13 protein-coding genes are annotated in these 16104 nt (G+C 74.1%); 7 read left to right on the top strand and 6 right to left on the bottom strand.

Annotated features, from left to right (window positions below; all coding sequences use genetic code 11):
• Genes J2W20_RS06045 through J2W20_RS06055 form a run of 3 tightly spaced genes read right to left on the bottom strand, consistent with a single transcriptional unit; the run spans window position 1 to window position 5763 of the window.
• Complete coding sequence (locus tag J2W20_RS06045; protein WP_307005527.1) at window positions 1–1605, bottom strand: DUF5719 family protein; 1605 nt, start codon at window positions 1603–1605, stop codon at window positions 1–3.
• Entirely contained in the window at window positions 1586–5308 is a 3723-nt protein-coding gene (locus J2W20_RS06050) for a glycosyltransferase family 2 protein (RefSeq protein ID WP_373457968.1), read from the bottom strand. The genes J2W20_RS06045 and J2W20_RS06050 overlap by 20 nt, the downstream gene beginning before the upstream one ends.
• Window positions 5212–5763 (bottom strand): WhiB family transcriptional regulator, encoded by a 552-nt coding sequence (locus tag J2W20_RS06055; RefSeq protein WP_307005529.1) that lies wholly within the window; start codon window positions 5761–5763, stop codon window positions 5212–5214. Before J2W20_RS06055 ends, J2W20_RS06050 begins: the two co-directional genes overlap by 97 nt.
• A gap of 284 nt (window positions 5764–6047) precedes the next feature.
• Between J2W20_RS06055 and J2W20_RS06060 the strand changes: the two genes are divergently transcribed.
• A complete protein-coding gene (locus tag J2W20_RS06060; RefSeq protein ID WP_307005531.1) occupies window positions 6048–6776 on the top strand; it encodes a TIGR03089 family protein in 729 nt (242 codons plus the stop codon).
• Between the two features lie 12 nt (window positions 6777–6788).
• Here the strand turns inward: J2W20_RS06060 and J2W20_RS06065 are convergent, their stop codons facing one another.
• Window positions 6789–7388 carry a GtrA family protein gene (locus tag J2W20_RS06065; protein ID WP_307005533.1) on the bottom strand — a complete coding sequence of 200 codons (600 nt, stop codon included), beginning with the start codon at window positions 7386–7388 and terminating at the stop codon, window positions 6789–6791.
• A gap of 255 nt (window positions 7389–7643) precedes the next feature.
• Between J2W20_RS06065 and J2W20_RS06070 the strand changes: the two genes are divergently transcribed.
• The 4 genes from J2W20_RS06070 (at window position 7644) to manA (ending at window position 12357) form a co-directional block, all read left to right on the top strand.
• Window positions 7644–8798 carry a 5-(carboxyamino)imidazole ribonucleotide synthase gene (locus J2W20_RS06070; protein ID WP_307005847.1) on the top strand — a complete coding sequence of 385 codons (1155 nt, stop codon included), beginning with the start codon at window positions 7644–7646 and terminating at the stop codon, window positions 8796–8798.
• The gene (gene purE, locus J2W20_RS06075; protein ID WP_307005535.1) at window positions 8795–9358 is read left to right on the top strand and encodes a 5-(carboxyamino)imidazole ribonucleotide mutase; all 564 of its coding nucleotides are present in this window, start codon (window positions 8795–8797) and stop codon (window positions 9356–9358) included. Before J2W20_RS06070 ends, purE begins: the two co-directional genes overlap by 4 nt.
• A gap of 22 nt (window positions 9359–9380) precedes the next feature.
• Entirely contained in the window at window positions 9381–10991 is a 1611-nt protein-coding gene (locus J2W20_RS06080; protein WP_307005537.1) for an LCP family protein, read from the top strand.
• Window positions 10992–11091: 100 nt separating this feature from the next.
• Complete coding sequence (gene manA, locus J2W20_RS06085; protein ID WP_307005539.1) at window positions 11092–12357, top strand: mannose-6-phosphate isomerase, class I; 1266 nt, start codon at window positions 11092–11094, stop codon at window positions 12355–12357.
• Between the two features lie 44 nt (window positions 12358–12401).
• On the opposite strand, the gene J2W20_RS06090 is transcribed toward manA, so the two are convergent.
• Complete coding sequence (locus J2W20_RS06090; protein WP_307005540.1) at window positions 12402–13490, bottom strand: lipid II:glycine glycyltransferase FemX; 1089 nt, start codon at window positions 13488–13490, stop codon at window positions 12402–12404.
• A gap of 77 nt (window positions 13491–13567) precedes the next feature.
• Window positions 13568–14641 carry a class II fructose-bisphosphatase gene (glpX, locus tag J2W20_RS06095; RefSeq protein ID WP_307005542.1) on the bottom strand — a complete coding sequence of 358 codons (1074 nt, stop codon included), beginning with the start codon at window positions 14639–14641 and terminating at the stop codon, window positions 13568–13570.
• Window positions 14642–14737: 96 nt separating this feature from the next.
• On the opposite strand from glpX, the gene J2W20_RS06100 reads away from it, so the two are divergent.
• Both J2W20_RS06100 and J2W20_RS06105 read left to right on the top strand, forming a co-directional pair.
• On the top strand, window positions 14738–15364 hold the full coding sequence (locus tag J2W20_RS06100; protein WP_307005544.1) for a DUF4245 domain-containing protein: 627 nt from the start codon (window positions 14738–14740) through the stop codon (window positions 15362–15364).
• A 128-nt stretch (window positions 15365–15492) separates the two neighbouring features.
• Entirely contained in the window at window positions 15493–16071 is a 579-nt protein-coding gene (locus tag J2W20_RS06105; protein ID WP_373457971.1) for a carbonic anhydrase, read from the top strand.
• Window positions 16072–16104 lie beyond the last annotated feature (33 nt).

A 16104-nucleotide genomic window follows, 5' to 3' on the forward strand; every position in this document is an offset into this window, starting at 1 on the left:
CTAGTAGCCGACTGTCACCGGCAGCGAGCGGGTCCCCTCCGCCGCGGCCACGATGGTGGCCGCCGAGATCGCGTTCCCGTCGCCCTTGAAGAGGAGCGAGCCGTAGGCCGGGTCGCCGGAGGCCGAGAGGAGGTACCCGGTGAGCCGCGAGCCGTCCACCTTCTCGGGGGCGTCGAGGACCGCGGTCGTCCCGCCGGCCACGTCGAGCGAGACCGGGCTGTGGAAAGCCCCGTCCTCGGTGACGGGGACCGCGCGGATCTGGGCGCGCCCGTCCGGGACGCCGAACACGATCTGCCGTGAGCCGCTGCCCTGCCCGACGGTGACAACATGGCTGTCGCCGATCCGCTGCGCCGCCGCGGTGACGGCCGTGTCGAGGGGCTCGTCCGCCGAGAGTCCGCGCGGCACGCGCGCCGATGCCGTGAAGGACACGTCGGCCGTCGCGGACACGCTGTAGGTTCCTGCGGGGAGCCCGTCGAGGGGAACCTCCGTGACGGTGCCTGCCTTGGCCGTCACGACGCCGCCTGCCGGCAGCTGCACGGCGCCGTTGGAGCCGTACACGCGAAGCTGCACGACGGCGTCGGCGGCTCCGGGGACGGTGATCTGCACGGCTGCCCCGGCGTCCCCGTACCCGCTCTTCGCCGTGAGGTCCTTGGACCGGCCGGGGTCCTGCAGCTCGATGCCCGTCACCGTCTGCCTCGGTGCCGGCGCCGCGGCGGGGGTGATGAGCTCCACGCCGCCGGGAGTGAGCCCGCGCAGCGTGGACTGCTGGATGACCGCGGCCACGGGGGCTCCGGTGCTGCGCACGTGCACGGAGACGTTGGCCTGACCCGGCATGTAGCCGCTGAGCACGTAGGAGGCGGAGCTGCCCGGCTTGACCTGGAGTCCGCGGCTCGACGGCGGTGCCTGGGTCAGCGGCTTGTCGCCGAAGAACTCGAGGTCCACGGTGGCCGGGCTCGAGCTCGGGTTCGTCAGCGTGAGGACGGAGGTCCGCCCCACGGTCGTCTCCGCCCCGAGGAGCCACTGGTCGTTGGTCGGGGCGGTGCAGGTCGCGGTGGCCAGGCCGCGCAGGTCGCCGTCCCCGGCCTCGAAGCGGGTGAGGGCACCCGTCGAGGCGGGAGCCCCGGCGAGCGGCTTGGCTGTGAGCAGGGTCCGCGCGTCCACGCCCTGGCCCGCGATCGCCGCAGCCCGCGGCTGCGCCACGGTGCCCGCTGGCACCTTCTGGCCGGCGCTGGACTTCAGCGGCGCCTTTCCCTGCGGGCCCAGCGCAACGTCCGGGAGAGTTCCCTGCGTATCGGACAGGACGATCCCGCTCACCTGGGTGCGGGCGGTCCGGCTCGCGGGGCTGAATTGGGGGTCGCCCTGCACGGGGGTGCCGGACAGCAGGCGCGCCGGTCCGGGGCAGGCACGCACGGCGTCGGCCGTGGGCACGTCGACGGAGGGTGCGCTCCCGGCGCCGAGCGAGGCGGGGGCGGGCACGGCGGACGCCGCGATGGTGAGGCCGCCGGCCAGCCCGGCCAGAACGGTTCCGGCCAGGGCTGCGCCCACGGCGCGCATCCTCCGGCCGGGCCGGGTCTTCGGGGTCCGGTCAGAGGCGGGCGTCGTCATGCACTGCTTCCTCACTGCTCGCGGGATCGCGGTCCTCGGCCGCGGCGGCCCTCTCGTCGGCGCGCCGGCGCGGCGCCCGCGGCCCCCCGGACCGCTGGGCTTCTGACGGTTCCTCCTCGGGGAGGCCTGCCTCTGCGGCCTGCACGTCGGGTTCGTCGATCGGCCAGTCGTCCGGCCCGTCGTCGAGCGGCGTGCCCACGGTGCGGCGCGCGGGTGCCGGCGCGGCCGCATCGTCCACGCTGCCCCCGCGGCGCGCGACGCGCGGCGCGCCGCGGTGGGGGTGGCGGCCGAGCGATTCGGGGACGAGCAGGGCGGAGCCGGCACCGCGACGCCCGGTGCGGCGGATCCTGGCCGGGATCGCCAGCAGGAGGGTCAGCGCGAAGGCTGCCACCGCCGCGACGCCGAGCGGCCATGCCGCCGGGTTGCGGTAGGCGATCTCCAGGTGGCCGCCCTGGGCCGGGAGGTCGAAGGCCTGGGACCAGCCCTGGGCCGATGCCGCGAGCGGCCTGCCGTCGAGCGAGGCCGCCCACTGCCGGTCGCTGCGCTCGGCCAGCACGAGCCGGCGTCCCTGGGGCCCGGAAGGGATGTCGGCGGAGATCGATTCGGGGCCCGAGGGCACGGACGCGAGGGTGGCGCCGGAGGCCGCGACGATGCGCGCGCGCTGGTCGATGGAGAAGTCGCCGTCCTTGCCCGCGGTGCGCGGGGTGACGCGCCACAGCCAGCCGGCATCGGTGCGGCCCACCGCCACGAGGGAGGGCACGGCGTCGATCCGCCCGGCCGTGACCTCGTCCGTGGCGCCGTCGTCGGCGAGGACCACAAAGCCGATCCCGAGCTGTTCGAGGTCCTTGCGCGGGTCCACGGCGGCGCCGCCGCCCACGGTGGCGACGGCGTGGCGGAGCGCGGTGAATGCGGCGTCGTCGTCGGCGATCCGCTCGGACCCCCACCCGCCGGTGACCCGGCTCGAGGCGGCGGCCGCAGAGAGCGAGTCCAGCGTGGTGCCGGCGCCGCGCATGAGGCTCGCGGTGAAGCCGCCGGCGTCGGTGCTGTGGAGGACGAGCGTCCGCGTCTGCTGCGGCCCCTGCCCCAGGTCGGCTGCAGTCGCGGGCAGGACCCTGGCCGGGCCGGGGCCGACGAGCGCCTCGGCGCCGACTCCCCCCGAGGACGGGGCGTGGCCGAGCCCGGTGGCGGCCCACTGGGCCAGGGCCCCGGCGGGGCCGGCGGCGACGAGCACGTAGGCGAGGCCGATCGCGGTGGCGGAGACCCGGCGGGGTGCCCGCGGCGCCGCCGAGCCCTCGGGCCGGGGACGGGGGGCGAGGGTCCTGCGGTGCTCGAGGAGGCGGTCCAGGCCGAGGACGCCGACCGCGATGAAGGCGATCCCTGCGGCTCCGAGGCTCGGTCCCGCGAAGGGCGCAGCGAGGGAGTCCCCTGCGACGGCGGTGGGCGTCCGGGACACGGCCCACGCGTAGGCCAGGCCGAGGATCCCGACGGCGAAGAGCAGGCGGGCCGCGATCCCCCGGCGGCCGGTGAGGAGGACGGCTCCGGCCACGGCGGCGGCCAGGACCGGTGCGCCGAGGAGCAGCGCCCCGAGGAGGGACCAGGGCACCCCGGGAGGGAGCCCCGGGACGCCGGTGAGCGCGGCGCCGGCGTCGAAGGCGACGGGCTGGCCGAGGACCAGCTGCCACGGAGCCGCCGGGACCCCGGCCAGCGGGACGCCGGGGTCTGCGATCCAGGCGCGCGGGTCCGACGGGACGGAGACCCACAGCGGCGCGAAGAGCGCCACGGTGGGCACGAGCACGATCCAGAGGCTCCTCGCACGCCCGAGCAGGACGAGGGAGGCGAGCAGGACGACCGCTGCGGCCAGCGGGACGAGCGAGGGCGCACCGGCCGTCGCCAGAGCGAGCGCGAGGCCGCCCGCGGCTGCGGCGGTCCACGAGGGGACGCCGCCAGTGCCGTTGCGCGGCTCGTGGCGGGGGCCCACCGTTCCGCGGATGCGGGCGGCGCCCACCGCGCGGACCATGCCGAGCGCGGCCCAGGGCAGCGCGGCGTGCGCCACCGCGGCGCCGAGCCGGCCCTGGGCGAGCGCGGTCAGGAGCGAGGGCGCGGCGGCCCATACGAGGGCCGCGAGCCAGCGGGGGGCACGGTGTGCCGTGAGGTTGGCGGCGAGGGCCCAGGCACCGAGCCCGGCCACGGGCGCGGCAGCGAGGAGGGCGGCGGTGACGCCGCGGTTCGGGTCCCCGCCGGCGAGGAGGCCGAGGAGCCAGAGCACGAGGTCGAACGGGTCGCCGTGCCCCGCCTGGCCGGGGCCCACCCCCGCCCACCAGCTCGTGGCATGGGCGAAGACGTCGGCCAGCGTCGTGGAGACGGGCACGAGAGCGCCACCCACGGCGGCCTCGGCCCCCAGCAGCGGAGCGAACGCCGCGAGCGCGGCGATCAGGGCCGCTCCGGCGACCACGAGGGCGCCGGTCCCGACCCAGCCGCGCGAGGCGACCGCGAGGGCGGCGAAGTCGTCCTGGGAGTCGCCGGTCGGCTCGCTGGAGCCCTCGGCCATCCCCGAGCCGTCCCCGACCACGCTCTCGGGCTCGGCGGCCGCCGATTCGAGGAGCGCGCGGCGGTGGGCCCAGATGTCCCGGCGCGGGGTGATGAGCGGGCGGAGCACGGAGCGCGAGACGGCGCGGCTCCGGCGTGCGGCCCGGCGGCCGCGGGCCAGCCGGCCGGGCATGCCCAGGGCCGCGAGGGTGGCGCCGAGCCTGGCGGCGCCGAGCCCGGGCTCCTTGAGCACGATCGCAAGCAGGAACTGCCAGAGGGCGCCGAGGAGCGCGCCCGCAGCGTGGAGGGGGAGCTGCCACAGGGGCGCGTGCTTGAGCCGGGAGTAGACCTCGGCCCGTCGGGCGGCGAAGGGGGTGCCGGCGGCGCCCGGACGCGCGGAGTGCATCATGCGGGCCCCGGGGACCACGACCACGCGGTGTCCCGCCAGGCGTGCCCGCCAGCAGAAGTCGACGTCGTCGCCGGTGGCGGGCAGCGCCGGATCGAACCCGCGCAGGGACTCCCACACGTCCCGGCGCACGAGCATCCCCGCGGAATTGACGGCGAAGACGTCGCTGCGCGCGTCGTACTGGCCCTGGTCCTGCTCGTCGACGTCGATGAGGGTGAGCCGCTCGCCCCACCGGCTGACGGACAGGCCTACGTCGACGAGGGAGCCGGGCGCGTCCGCGTCGAGCTGCTTGCAGCCGGCCACGGTGACGCTCGGGGCGGCCTCCACCGCGGCCAGCAGCGCCGCGAGGGCGTCGGGCGCCGGCGCTGAGTCATCGTGCAGCAGCCACAGCCACTCCACGGCGCCTTCCGGAGCGGGCTGCGATCCTGCCGCGAGTCCGCCGAGCCCGCGGGCCACGGCGCCGCCGAAGCCCCCGGGGGTGCGCACCGCGGTGACGTTCTCGGCGCCGAGCGCCTCGCAGAGCAGTTCGGCCGAGTGGTCGCGGGACCCGGTGTCCACGCCGATGGCGGCGTCGACGGGTCGGGTCTGGGCCGCGAGGCCGGCGAGGGTCGCAGGAAGGTAGGGACCGCCGTCGTGCGCAACGACGACAGCGGTGACGCGTAGAGCCTCCAGGGTCAGACCGCCCGCTTCCGGAGCCGGCGGCGCTCGCGCTCCGAGAGGCCGCCCCAGATGCCGAAGCGCTCGTCGTTGGCGAGGGCGTACTCGAGGCACTGGGCCCGCACCGTGCAGGAGCCGCAGACCTTCTTGGCGTCCCGGGTCGAGCCCCCCTTCTCGGGGAAGAACGCCTCGGGGTCGGTCTGGGCGCACAGCGCCTCGGCCTGCCAGGCGAGCTCGCCCTCCTCGGGCTCGCCCGGCTGCACGAGGTCGATGAGCACGGCCTTGGGCGTGTGCTCCCGGGGGTTGGCGAGGAGGGCGAGTGCCCGCTCGATCGCCTCGTCCGCCGGCTCGTCCTCGACGTCGTCGTCGAGGTCGTCCACTTCGTGGGCCCCGAGGAACGCCGTCGCGGCGTCCTCGAGGGTCTCCACGGAGCGGGCCTCATACCGTTCCTGTGCGTCCGGGTCTGCTGGGTCGACGTACCAGTCGGCGGGAATTCCCCGCGACCGGTACCTGGCCGACGCCTGTGCAGCTACGGCCGACTCGTACTGGATACGCTCCGCCTGTCCCACGGTGCTCCTCCTCGGGTCGAGTTCTGCGCGGCGAGCCGCTTCAGACCAGCGCCAGGAAGAATCCCGGTGCCGGTCCCCCTCGGCCATGCGATGATCGGTTCATCGGGGCCGCCGGCGCAGTTACTGTCCAGTGCTAATTACATGCGTGTAAGACGGTCTGAGTCAAGCGGTGGCGGCAGATTGTAGCCAGATGATTCCGCGGCCAGCCCGTGCGACACGCGCGCGGAGCGGCGCCCGCCGCGGCTCCGGGGGCGCGGCAAAGGCCGCTGTGGTCCAATGGGCGCATGCCAACCACGATCGCCCACCTGCTGCAGCGGCTGCGCGCCGGCCAGCACGCCTCCTCCCCCCGCCTGACCTGGTACGGCCCCGACGGGGAGCGCATCGAGCTCTCGGGGCGCGTGCTGGAGAACTGGGTCGCGAAGACCTCCAACTTCCTCTCGGAGGAGCTCGACGCCGAGGCCGGGACCCGGGTGCGGATCGCTCTGCCGGCCCACTGGAAGTCGGCCGTGGTCGCCCTGGCGGCGTGGCAGGTCGGGGCCGTGGTGGTCGAGGACCATGATGCCCCGGCCGACATCACCTTCGTGGGGCCCGAGCCTGCGGCGGACGACGCCGCATCCTCCGGCGGCGTGGTCGTCGCCGTCGCGCTCGGGGCGCTCGAGATGGGCTACCCAGGCCAGCTGCCGGCCGGCGCCTACGACTACGCGGCCGTCGTCCGCCAGTTCGCCGACTCCTACGAGCCGTTCGATCCGCCGTCCGCAGACGACGCGGCGTACGAGTCCGGGGGCGAGTCCTTCTCGCAGGCGGAGCTGTCCGCGGGCTTCGCGTCCCCGGCGGAGCCGGGCGCGCGCGTCCTCGTCCCGGCCAGGGAGGGCCTGCGGGCCGCGCTGTCGCGGCTCCTCGGGGCGTGGGCGGCGGACGGGTCCGCCGTGCTCGTCCACGCGCAGGCAGAGGAGGCGGAGGGCGGGCGCATGCTCGAGCGCATCCGCCAGGCCGAGAAGGTCACCGCGCCCTGACGGGGCGCTCCCTCAGCGGTCCCCGGCAGCGCCGAGGTCGCCCGGGCCGGCAGCGGTCCGGCCCGGCTCGCCCGCACCGGCTGCGGAGGCCTGCTGCTGCGGGTGTCCGTGGCCGTGCTCGTGCTCGTGCTCGAAGATCTCGTGGTCGCCCTCGTACCCGGGCTCGGTGTCCAGCTCCTGGTTGAAGACCCAGAAGCGGTAGGCGAAGAAGCGGACCACCGTGGCGACGACGATCCCGACGACGCCGGCGAGGAACAGCAGGTTCTTGTCCTGGATGTCCATCCAGTACTTGGCGATCGCGGTGAATCCGGTCGAGATCCCGATGCCGAGGCCGTTGATGACGGCGAACATGACGAACTCGCGGGCGATGTTGGCCTGCTTGCGGTGCCGGAAGGTCCAGTAGCGGTTGGCCACCCACGAGAAGATCGTGGCCACGGTGGCGCCGACGAAGCGTGCCTTGGCCTCCGAGTCGGACATGACGGTGTGCATGAACAGGTAGGTCAGGCCGTTGTCGATGACGAAGGCCACACCGCCGACCGTGCCGAACTTCGCGACCTCGCGCCAGAAGAGCGAGACGAGACCACGCAGGCGGTCGGAGATTGTCGAGATCATGATCCTCCACGGACGGCATTGGGGCGGCGCATCGCCTCAGGACGCATAGGGTCCGGCGTCCCGGCTCGGCCCGAGGGGCCCGGACGGGAAGAGCGCACAGGACATTCTACCGCCGCGCTCCGTGGCGGACGCTGGGCGGCGGCTGTGAGCACGGTGCGCCGGGCCCGCGTCCGCCGGTGCCGGGCGCGCATTCTGTACTCTGGGCGAGTGAGTTTTCCTGTGATCGGAGTAGTCGGAGGCGGCCAGCTGGCGCGCATGATGGCCCCTGCGGCAACCGCCCTCGGCCTCGAACTGCGCGTCCTCGCCGAGGCCGAGGACGTCTCCGCCGTCCCCGCCGTCCCCTTCGCGCCAGTCGGCGACTACCGCAGCCTCGAGGACCTGCGCGCGTTCGCCGCCGAGGTCGACGTCCTGACGTTCGACCACGAGCACGTGCCGACCGAGCACCTGCTGGCCCTCATGGCGGAGGGAGTCAACGTCCAGCCGGGACCCGACGCGCTCGTCCACGCGCAGGACAAGCTGCGCATGCGGGAGGCCATCGATGCCCTCGGGCTGCCGAACCCGCGCTGGCGCGCGGTGCACCACGTGAGCGAGCTCGTCGCGTTCGGCGACGAGATCGGCTGGCCCGTGGTGCTGAAGACGCCGCGCGGCGGGTACGACGGGAAGGGCGTGCGGGTGCTCCGCTCCGCCGCGGAGGCCGAGGAGTCGGACGACTGGTTCGGCACCATGTCGCCGCTGCTGGCCGAGGAGATGGTCAACTTCTCCCGCGAGCTGTCCGCGCTCGTCGCCCGCACCCCCGGCGGAGAGTCCCGGGCGTGGCCGGTCGTCCACACCATCCAGGTCAACGGGGTCTGCGACGAAGTGATCGCCCCCGCGCCCGAGCTGGATCCCGCCGTCGCCCGCGCCGCCCAGCAGGCGGCGCTGACCGTCGCGGAGAGCCTCGGGGTGACCGGCGTCATGGCGGCCGAGCTGTTCGAGACGCCGGGCCGGGGCCCGGGCTTCCTCGTCAACGAGCTCGCGATGCGGCCGCACAACACCGGCCACTGGACGCAGGACGGCTCCGTGACGAGCCAGTTCGAACAGCACCTGCGCGCCGTCCTCGACCTTCCGCTCGGGGACACCGCTGTGCTCGGCGACTGGGCCGTCATGAAGAACTACCTGGGCGGCGCCAACCAGGACCTCTACAGCGCCTTCCCGGCCGCGCTCGCCGCCGACCCGGCCGCCAAGGTCCATGCCTACGGCAAGTCGGTCCGGCCCGGCCGGAAGATCGGCCACGTCAACCTCGTCGGCGGTCCCGGCTCCGATCCGGCCGTGCTGCGCGAGCGGGCCACCCGGGTCGCCGCGATTGTCCGCGACGGCACCCCCGGCACGTCAGCGGACCAGACGCCCTCCGACTCCCAGGAGACCGCATGAGCACCCCGGCATCGCCCCAGCAGCCCCTCGTCGGGCTCGTCATGGGCTCCGACTCCGACTGGCCCGTCATGGAGGCCGCGGCCGACGCCCTCGCCGAATTCGGCGTCCCCTTCGAGGCCGACGTCGTCTCGGCCCACCGGATGCCGGAGGAGATGATCGCCTACGGGAAGTCGGCACGCGAGCGCGGCCTGCGGGCCATCATCGCGGGCGCCGGGGGCGCCGCCCACCTTCCCGGGATGCTCGCCTCGGTGACGACGCTGCCGGTGATCGGTGTGCCCGTGCCGCTGAAGACCCTCGACGGGATGGACTCGCTCCTCTCGATCGTGCAGATGCCGGCGGGCGTACCCGTCGCCACCGTCTCGATCGGCGGCGCGCGCAACGCCGGCCTGCTCGCCGTGCGGATGCTCGCCTCGGCCCAGGACCAACTCGGGCAGCAGCTCGCGGGGCGGCTCGCGGAGTTCGCCGTCGGCCTCAATGCCGCCGCCGCCCGCAAGGGCGAGGCGCTGCGCGAGAAGGCCGCGCGGGTCTTCGCGGACGACGCCGACCGGCCCGGCGCCTGACCCGCGCACCGACAGGAGGACCATGGCCCTGCACACGCCCGCGCGAAGCCACCAGACCGATCCGATCCGCCACCCCGAGGGCGCCTCGCCCGGGGTGCGCACGCGGCGGGCCTTCACGCTCCTGGTCCTGACCCTCCTGGTCCCGGGCGCGGCCCAGCTGATCGCCGGGAGCCGGCGCCTCGCGCGCCGCGCCCTGGCCGTCACCGCGGCCGTGTGGGCCGTGGCCCTGGTGCTCCTCGTCATCGGCCTCATCAACCGCGGGGCCATCCTCACCCTGGTCACCCACCCGGTGCTCTCGCTCGTCCTCATCGTGGTCCTGCTCGTGCTGGCCGTCTGCTGGGCAGGGCTGTTCCTGAACACGCTGCGGCTCATCCGCGTCCCGCTCCTCGCCCAGCGGATGCGCCCCGTGGTGGTCCTGGCCCTCGTCGTCGCGATGGTCGTCTCGAGCGGCAGCCTCGCGTACGGCGCGTACCTCATCGGCGTGGGCCGGGGGGCGATCGGGACGATCTTCGGCGGCCCGGCCATCAGCCCCGTGGACGGCCGCTACAACTTCATGGTGATGGGCGGCGATGCCGGCGCCGACCGGGTGGGCCGGCGGCCGGACAGCCTCTCGATCATCAGCGTGGACGCCAACACCGGCCGCACCGCCCTGATCTCGATCCCCCGCAACCTGCAGAACGCGCAGTTCCCCGCCGACTCGCCGATGCACAAGATCTACCCGGACGGCTACAACTGCGGCAACGACTGCCTCATCAACGCCATCAATACCGAGGTCAACCAGAAGTACAAGGACCTCTACCCCGGCGTGGACGACCCGGGCGCCCAGGCCACCCTCGAGGCAGCCTCGGGCACCCTCGGCATCAAGGTCCAGGCCTACGTGGTGGTGGACATGGCCGGCTTCCAGCAGCTCATCGACGCGATGGGCGGGATCCGCATCAAGGCCGGCGGCTGGGTGCCGATGAGCGGAGCCTCGCTGGACAACAGCGGGACGCACGCGCTGCCCGTCGGCTGGATCGCCCCGGGCGAGCAGAAGCTCGACGGCTTCCACGCCCTCTGGTACGGCCGCAGCCGCGAGTTCGCGAGCGACTACGACCGGGTCGCCCGCCAGCAGTGCATCGAGCAGGCGATGATCAACCAGCTCAATCCCGCGACCCTCCTGAGCAAGTTCCAGGACATCGCCGGTGCGGGGACCAAGGTCGTCGAGTCGAACATCTCCTCGGAGCAGCTCGGCAGCTTCGTCGACCTCGCCCTCAAGGGCAAGAGCCAGCCCACGAGCAGGCTCGTCATCGGGCCCCCGGACTTCGACGCCTCCTTCCCCACCTACCCGGACTTCTCCGCGATCCACGCGAAGGTGCAGGGCATCCTCAAGCAGGCGAGCGGCTCCGCGTCGCCGTCGCCGAAGGCGCTCGGAGGCACGACGCCGGTGCTCGGCGGGGGCGCCGGCCTCGCCGTCCCCGGGGCGATCCCGGCCGCCCCGCCAGCGCCCGCGGGTGCCCCGGCCAACCAGTACAACGACGTGGGCCCGGACGGGGTCAAGGTCACGCCGCAGCACCTCAACGACCTGTTCAACGCGGGCAGGAACGACCTCCTCGACGCCATCATGTCCGGCAACGGGGAGTGCACGCCGCTGTGAGCACCGCACTCCGGCGATACCGCATCCGCGCGTCCTGAGCCGTTGTCCATCACCCGCCCACCCGCCCACCCGCCCGACCCACCGCCCGAGTAAGGACCCCATGCACCTGCTGAGCAACACGATCCGCGACTACGCCTGGGGCTCGACGACGGCCATCGCCGCACTGCTGGGACGCGAGCCGAGCGGGCGGCCGGAGGCCGAGCTCTGGATCGGGGCCCACCCCGACGCCCCCTCGCGCCCGCTGGACGACCCGGACGGATCGAGCCTGGCCGAGCTCATCGAGGCCGACCCCGTCGGCGCGCTCGGGACCGCGAGCATCGAGGCCTTCGGCGCCCGCCTGCCGTTCCTGCTCAAGGTCCTCGCCGCGGACTCCCCTCTGTCGCTGCAGGTCCACCCGCGGCTCGACCAGGCAAAGGCGGGCTTCGCCGCCGAGGAGGCGGCCGGCGTCGCCCGCACGGCCCCGCACCGGAACTACAAGGACGACAACCACAAGCCCGAGATGGTGTTCGCCCTGACCCCGTTCGACGCGCTCACGGGCTTCCGCGCGCCGGCCGAGTCCGCCGCGCTGTTCGAGCGGCTGACGGCACTGCTGGCCGGGTCGGAGGCCGCCGAGGTCACGGAGCAGGTCGCCGAGCTGCTGCGCACCCCGGACGAGGCCGAGGCCCTCAGCGCGGCGTTCGCCCGGCTCATCAACGGCGGCCCGGACGTGCGCGCGTGCGTGGACGCAGCCGCGGCGGCGATCGCCGCCGCCGGGCACGCGGCCCGGGACGATGCCGCCTTGGCCACCGTCGCGGACCTCGCCGCGGCCTACCCCTCGGACCCCGGCGTGCTGCTGTCGCTCATGCTCAACCGCGTGAGCCTGGCCCCCGGCGAGGCCCTCTACCTCCCGGCGGGCAACGTGCACGCGTACCTGCGGGGCCTGGGCATCGAGGTCATGGCGGCCTCGGACAATGTGCTGCGCGGCGGCCTGACGCCCAAGCACGTGGACATCCCGGAGCTGCTGCGCACGGTCGTGTTCGAGGCGCCCGGCGTCCCGCGCCTCGCCGCCCACGAGTCGGCGCTCGGGCAGGAGCTGTACCGGCCGCCGTTCGAGGAGTTCCAGCTCCAGCGCATCGACGTGCCGGGCTCCCCCGGCGCGGGCGCGGCGCCCGAGCCCATTCCCGTGGCGCAGACGGGCGCCGCCGTGGTGCTCGTGGTGCACGGTTCGCTCACCCTGGACACCCCCAAGGGCGACCTCGTGCTCTCCCGCGGCGACAGCGCCTTCATCCCGGACTCGGAGTCGCCGGCGCTCGCGCATGCGGGCTCGGACGGCGTCCTCGCCTTCGCGGTCACGACGGGGCTCGGCCCCGCCTCGGGGCTCGCCTAGGGCGCACGACCCCGGGCCGCGCGCCGGGCCGCGCGCCGCCGGGGTCAGCGCCGGACGAGCCGGCGTGCCCTCCCCGCGGCTCCCCTGGCCCGCCCGAGCGCGGCCTTGGCCGCACGCCGGCCCTGCGCGAGCGTCCGGCGGGCGAGCGGCATACCGGTGGCGTACACCGGGTAGAACGGCGAGAGCGGCAGCTCCCACGTCCCGGCGAGCAGGTTCTCGTGCTGGGCGAACTGCTTCTTGAAGTCGGAGATGCCGTCGTTCAGGAGCCCGTTGAGGTCGTAGCGGGTGCAGCCGTCCGCCTTCATCGCCATGAAGGCGGCCCACTTCACGCCGTAGTTCGCACGGGCCTTCTGCCCGGCCGCGTTCACCCCGCCGTAGAGCTCGAACGCGGTGCCGGCGCTGCGCGCGATCCACACGAAGGCGACCACGCGGTCGCCGTCGAACGCGGCCACGACCGGCGAGTCGTCACCGAGGAAGCGCCAGATGTCCCGGTAGTACGCCTCCTCATGGATGCCGAAGCCGGCGCGCTCGGCAGTCTCGCGGTAGATCGCCAGCACCTGCCCGAGCTCCTCCTCGGTCGCGACCTTCCGGAACGCCAGGTCGCCACGCAGGTTCTTGCGGACGTTGGCGCGCGTGGTGCGGGACATGTCCGCCATGAGCTCGTCCTCGGTGCGGGAGAGGTCGAGGATGAGGGTGCGCGGGATGAGGATCGTGCTCTCCGTGCGGCGGAAGCCGGCCGCCTCGAGCTCGCGCTCCCCCGCGGAGCCCGCGTCCCAGTCCGGTTCGGCCACGAGGGCGACGGGGCCATGCGCCGCGCGGACGGCCGCCGCCACGGCGGACAGCACGCGCCCGGCGTCCTCGGGCGCGCACACCGGGCCGCGGGAGAGGTAGGCCAGCGACTTCAGCGGCCATGGCAGGGACCGGTACAGCACCTGGGCGCCGCCCACCACGGTCTCGCCGTCGCTGACGACGAGCCGCTCGGTGCGCCAGTGGTGCGCCGCCTTGACCTCGCCCCAGCCCCACAGCTGCAGGGGGTGCCCTCCGTGGCCGTTCACCAGGCCGTCCCACGTGGCGCGGTCCCTGCAGGGACTGACGGTCAGCTCGGGGGCGGCCTGCTGGCTCTCGGGGCTCATGATCCTCCTGGGTCGGGCGTCAGAGTGCGGGCCACGCGCCCGACTGGGGCGCGGCCGCGCCCCAGTCTAGCCGCGGCTCAGGCGCGGCGAGCCCAGCTCTCCCACTTGCTCGCGTGGTGCTCAGCGTCCACGAAGCGCACGGTGCCGGACTTGGAGCGCATCACGATCGACTGCGTCCTGACGCGGTCCTTCCGGTAGCGCACGCCGCGGAGCAGGTCGCCGTCCGTGATGCCCGTCGCGGCGAAGTAGCAGTTGTCGCTCGTGACGAGGTCGCTCGTGGTGAGGACGCGGTCGAGGTCGTGCCCGGCGTCGAGCGCCTTCTGCTTCTCCTCGTCGCTCGTGGGCCACAGACGGCCCTGGATCACGCCGCCGAGCGCCTTGATGGCGCAGGCCGCGACGATGCCCTCGGGCGTGCCGCCGATGCCCATGAGGGCGTCCACCCCGGTGCCCTCGCGGGCCGCCGCAATGGCGCCGGCAACATCGCCGTCCAGGATGAACTTGGTCCGCGCGCCGGCAGCCCGGATCTCCTCGACGAGGGGCTTGTGGCGGTCGCGGTCCAGGACGCACACGTTGATCTGGTTGACCTTGACGCCCTTGGCCTTGGCGATGAGGTGCAGGTTCTGCTTCACGGGCAGGCGCAGGTCCACGAGGTCTGCTGCCTCGGGGCCCGTGACGAGCTTCTCCATGTAGAACACCGCGGAGGGATCGAACATCGTCCCGCGCTCGGCCACCGCAAGGACGGCGAGGGCGTTGTTGATGCCGAGGGCGGTGAGGCGCGTGCCGTCGATCGGGTCGACGGCGACATCCACCTCCGGGCCCGTGCCATCGCCGACGCGCTCGCCGTTGAACAGCATCGGGGCCTCGTCCTTCTCGCCCTCGCCGATCACGACGACGCCGTTGAAGTGGACGGTCTCGAGGAACGAGCGCATCGCGTCGACGGCCGCGCCGTCGGCCTTGTTCTTGTCACCGAAGCCGACCCAGTGGCCGCCGGCGATCGCAGCTGCCTCGGTCACCCGGACGAGCTCGAGCGCGAGGTTGCGGTCCGGCTCGTCGGCTCCCACGTGGAGCGAGCTGGAAAGGGTCGAGTACTGGGTGTCTTGGGACGCAGTGGACACTGAGGACCTCTTCTTCGAGCGGGCGTGTGCCTTCATCCTAGTCTTCCCGGGGCCGCCGCCCCGAAAGGATGTCGGCCGTCCCCGACGCATTCGCATTCGCGAACACCGCGCCGCATGCGGGACCATGGAGGGGTGAGCAGCACCGACCATGCCCCCGAGACGCACGATGCCCAGGCCGCCCCTGGCCCCGACGACGCCCCCGCCGCCAAGCCCGTCCTGACCCCCGCCGCGGCCAAGCGCGCCAACGCCTCGGTGATCGGCATGATCATGGCGCTCCTCGTGAGCCTGCTGGCGATCGTCCCCGTGGTGCTGCTGAACGCCTCGCAGAAGACGGACACGTACCGGCCGGCCGTCGACGTGGCGGCCGTCGCCGCGAACGCGAAGCCGGTGGCGGGCTTCAGCCCGGTCGTCCCGCACCTGCCTGCCGGCTACTCCCCCAACTACGCCCGCTGGGTCTCGGGGACCTCGGACGGCGTCTCGCACTGGGACCTCGGCTACCTCACCCCGGCCCAGCAGTTCGTCTCGGTCGAGCAGACCGCGTCGGCGAACCCGACGTGGCTCGCCGACCAGGTGAAGAAGGCGCCCACCACCGGGACCCGGGACGTCGGAGGGGTCCAGTGGACGCTGTACGACAAGCCCGGCACCGAGAAGAGCTATGTCGCGACCATCGCCGGGACCACGGTGATCGTGAGCGGCTCGGCCGGCTTCGACGAGTTCGACGCCGTGGCAGGCGCAGCCGCCGCGTCGGCCCGCTCCTAGCCCGCCCGAGCGGCGACGCGCCCCGCCGCCGCCCGCCGGCGCCCGGCCCCGCCGCCCGGGAACAGGCCTGCGCCCGGCGTAGAGTAGGGGCCGTGACCCAGACTCTTTCTCCCGCCCAGGCGTGGCAGATGCTGCGCGACGGAAACCAGCGCTTCGTGGATGGCGCGAGCATCCACCCGAACCAGGACTCGGCACGCCGCCACGAGCTCGTGGCGTCGCAGAACCCGGTGTGCGTGATCTTCGGCTGCTCGGACTCCCGGCTCGCGGCAGAGATCATCTTCGATCTCGGCCTCGGCGACGCGTTCGTGGTCCGTTCAGCGGGCCACGTCATCGACGAGACGATCCTCGGCTCGCTCGAGTACGCCATCGAGCCGCTCAATGTCCCCCTCATCGTGGTCCTCGGCCACGACTCCTGCGGCGCCGTCACCGCCAGCGTCCAGGCGTACGAGACCGGCTCGATGCCGGGCGGGTTCGTCCGCGACCTCGTCGAGCGCATCATGCCGTCCGTCCTCACCGCCCAGCGCAACGGGATCACCGACGTCGACAACACCGTCGTCGAGCACGTCCGCCAGACCGGCAAGCGGCTCCTCGACACCTCGCAGACGATTGCCACCGCCGTCGAGGAGGGCCGCACCGCCGTCCTGGGCGTCTGCTACCACCTGGCCGAGGGCAAGGCCGAGCTCGTCTCCGGCTTCGGGGACGTCTAGGCTCCCCAGATCCTCCTCCGTCGCAGGGCGCTC

The sequence above is a fragment of the Sinomonas atrocyanea genome, from assembly GCF_030812675.1.
Classification (GTDB): domain Bacteria; phylum Actinomycetota; class Actinomycetes; order Actinomycetales; family Micrococcaceae; genus Sinomonas; species Sinomonas atrocyanea_B.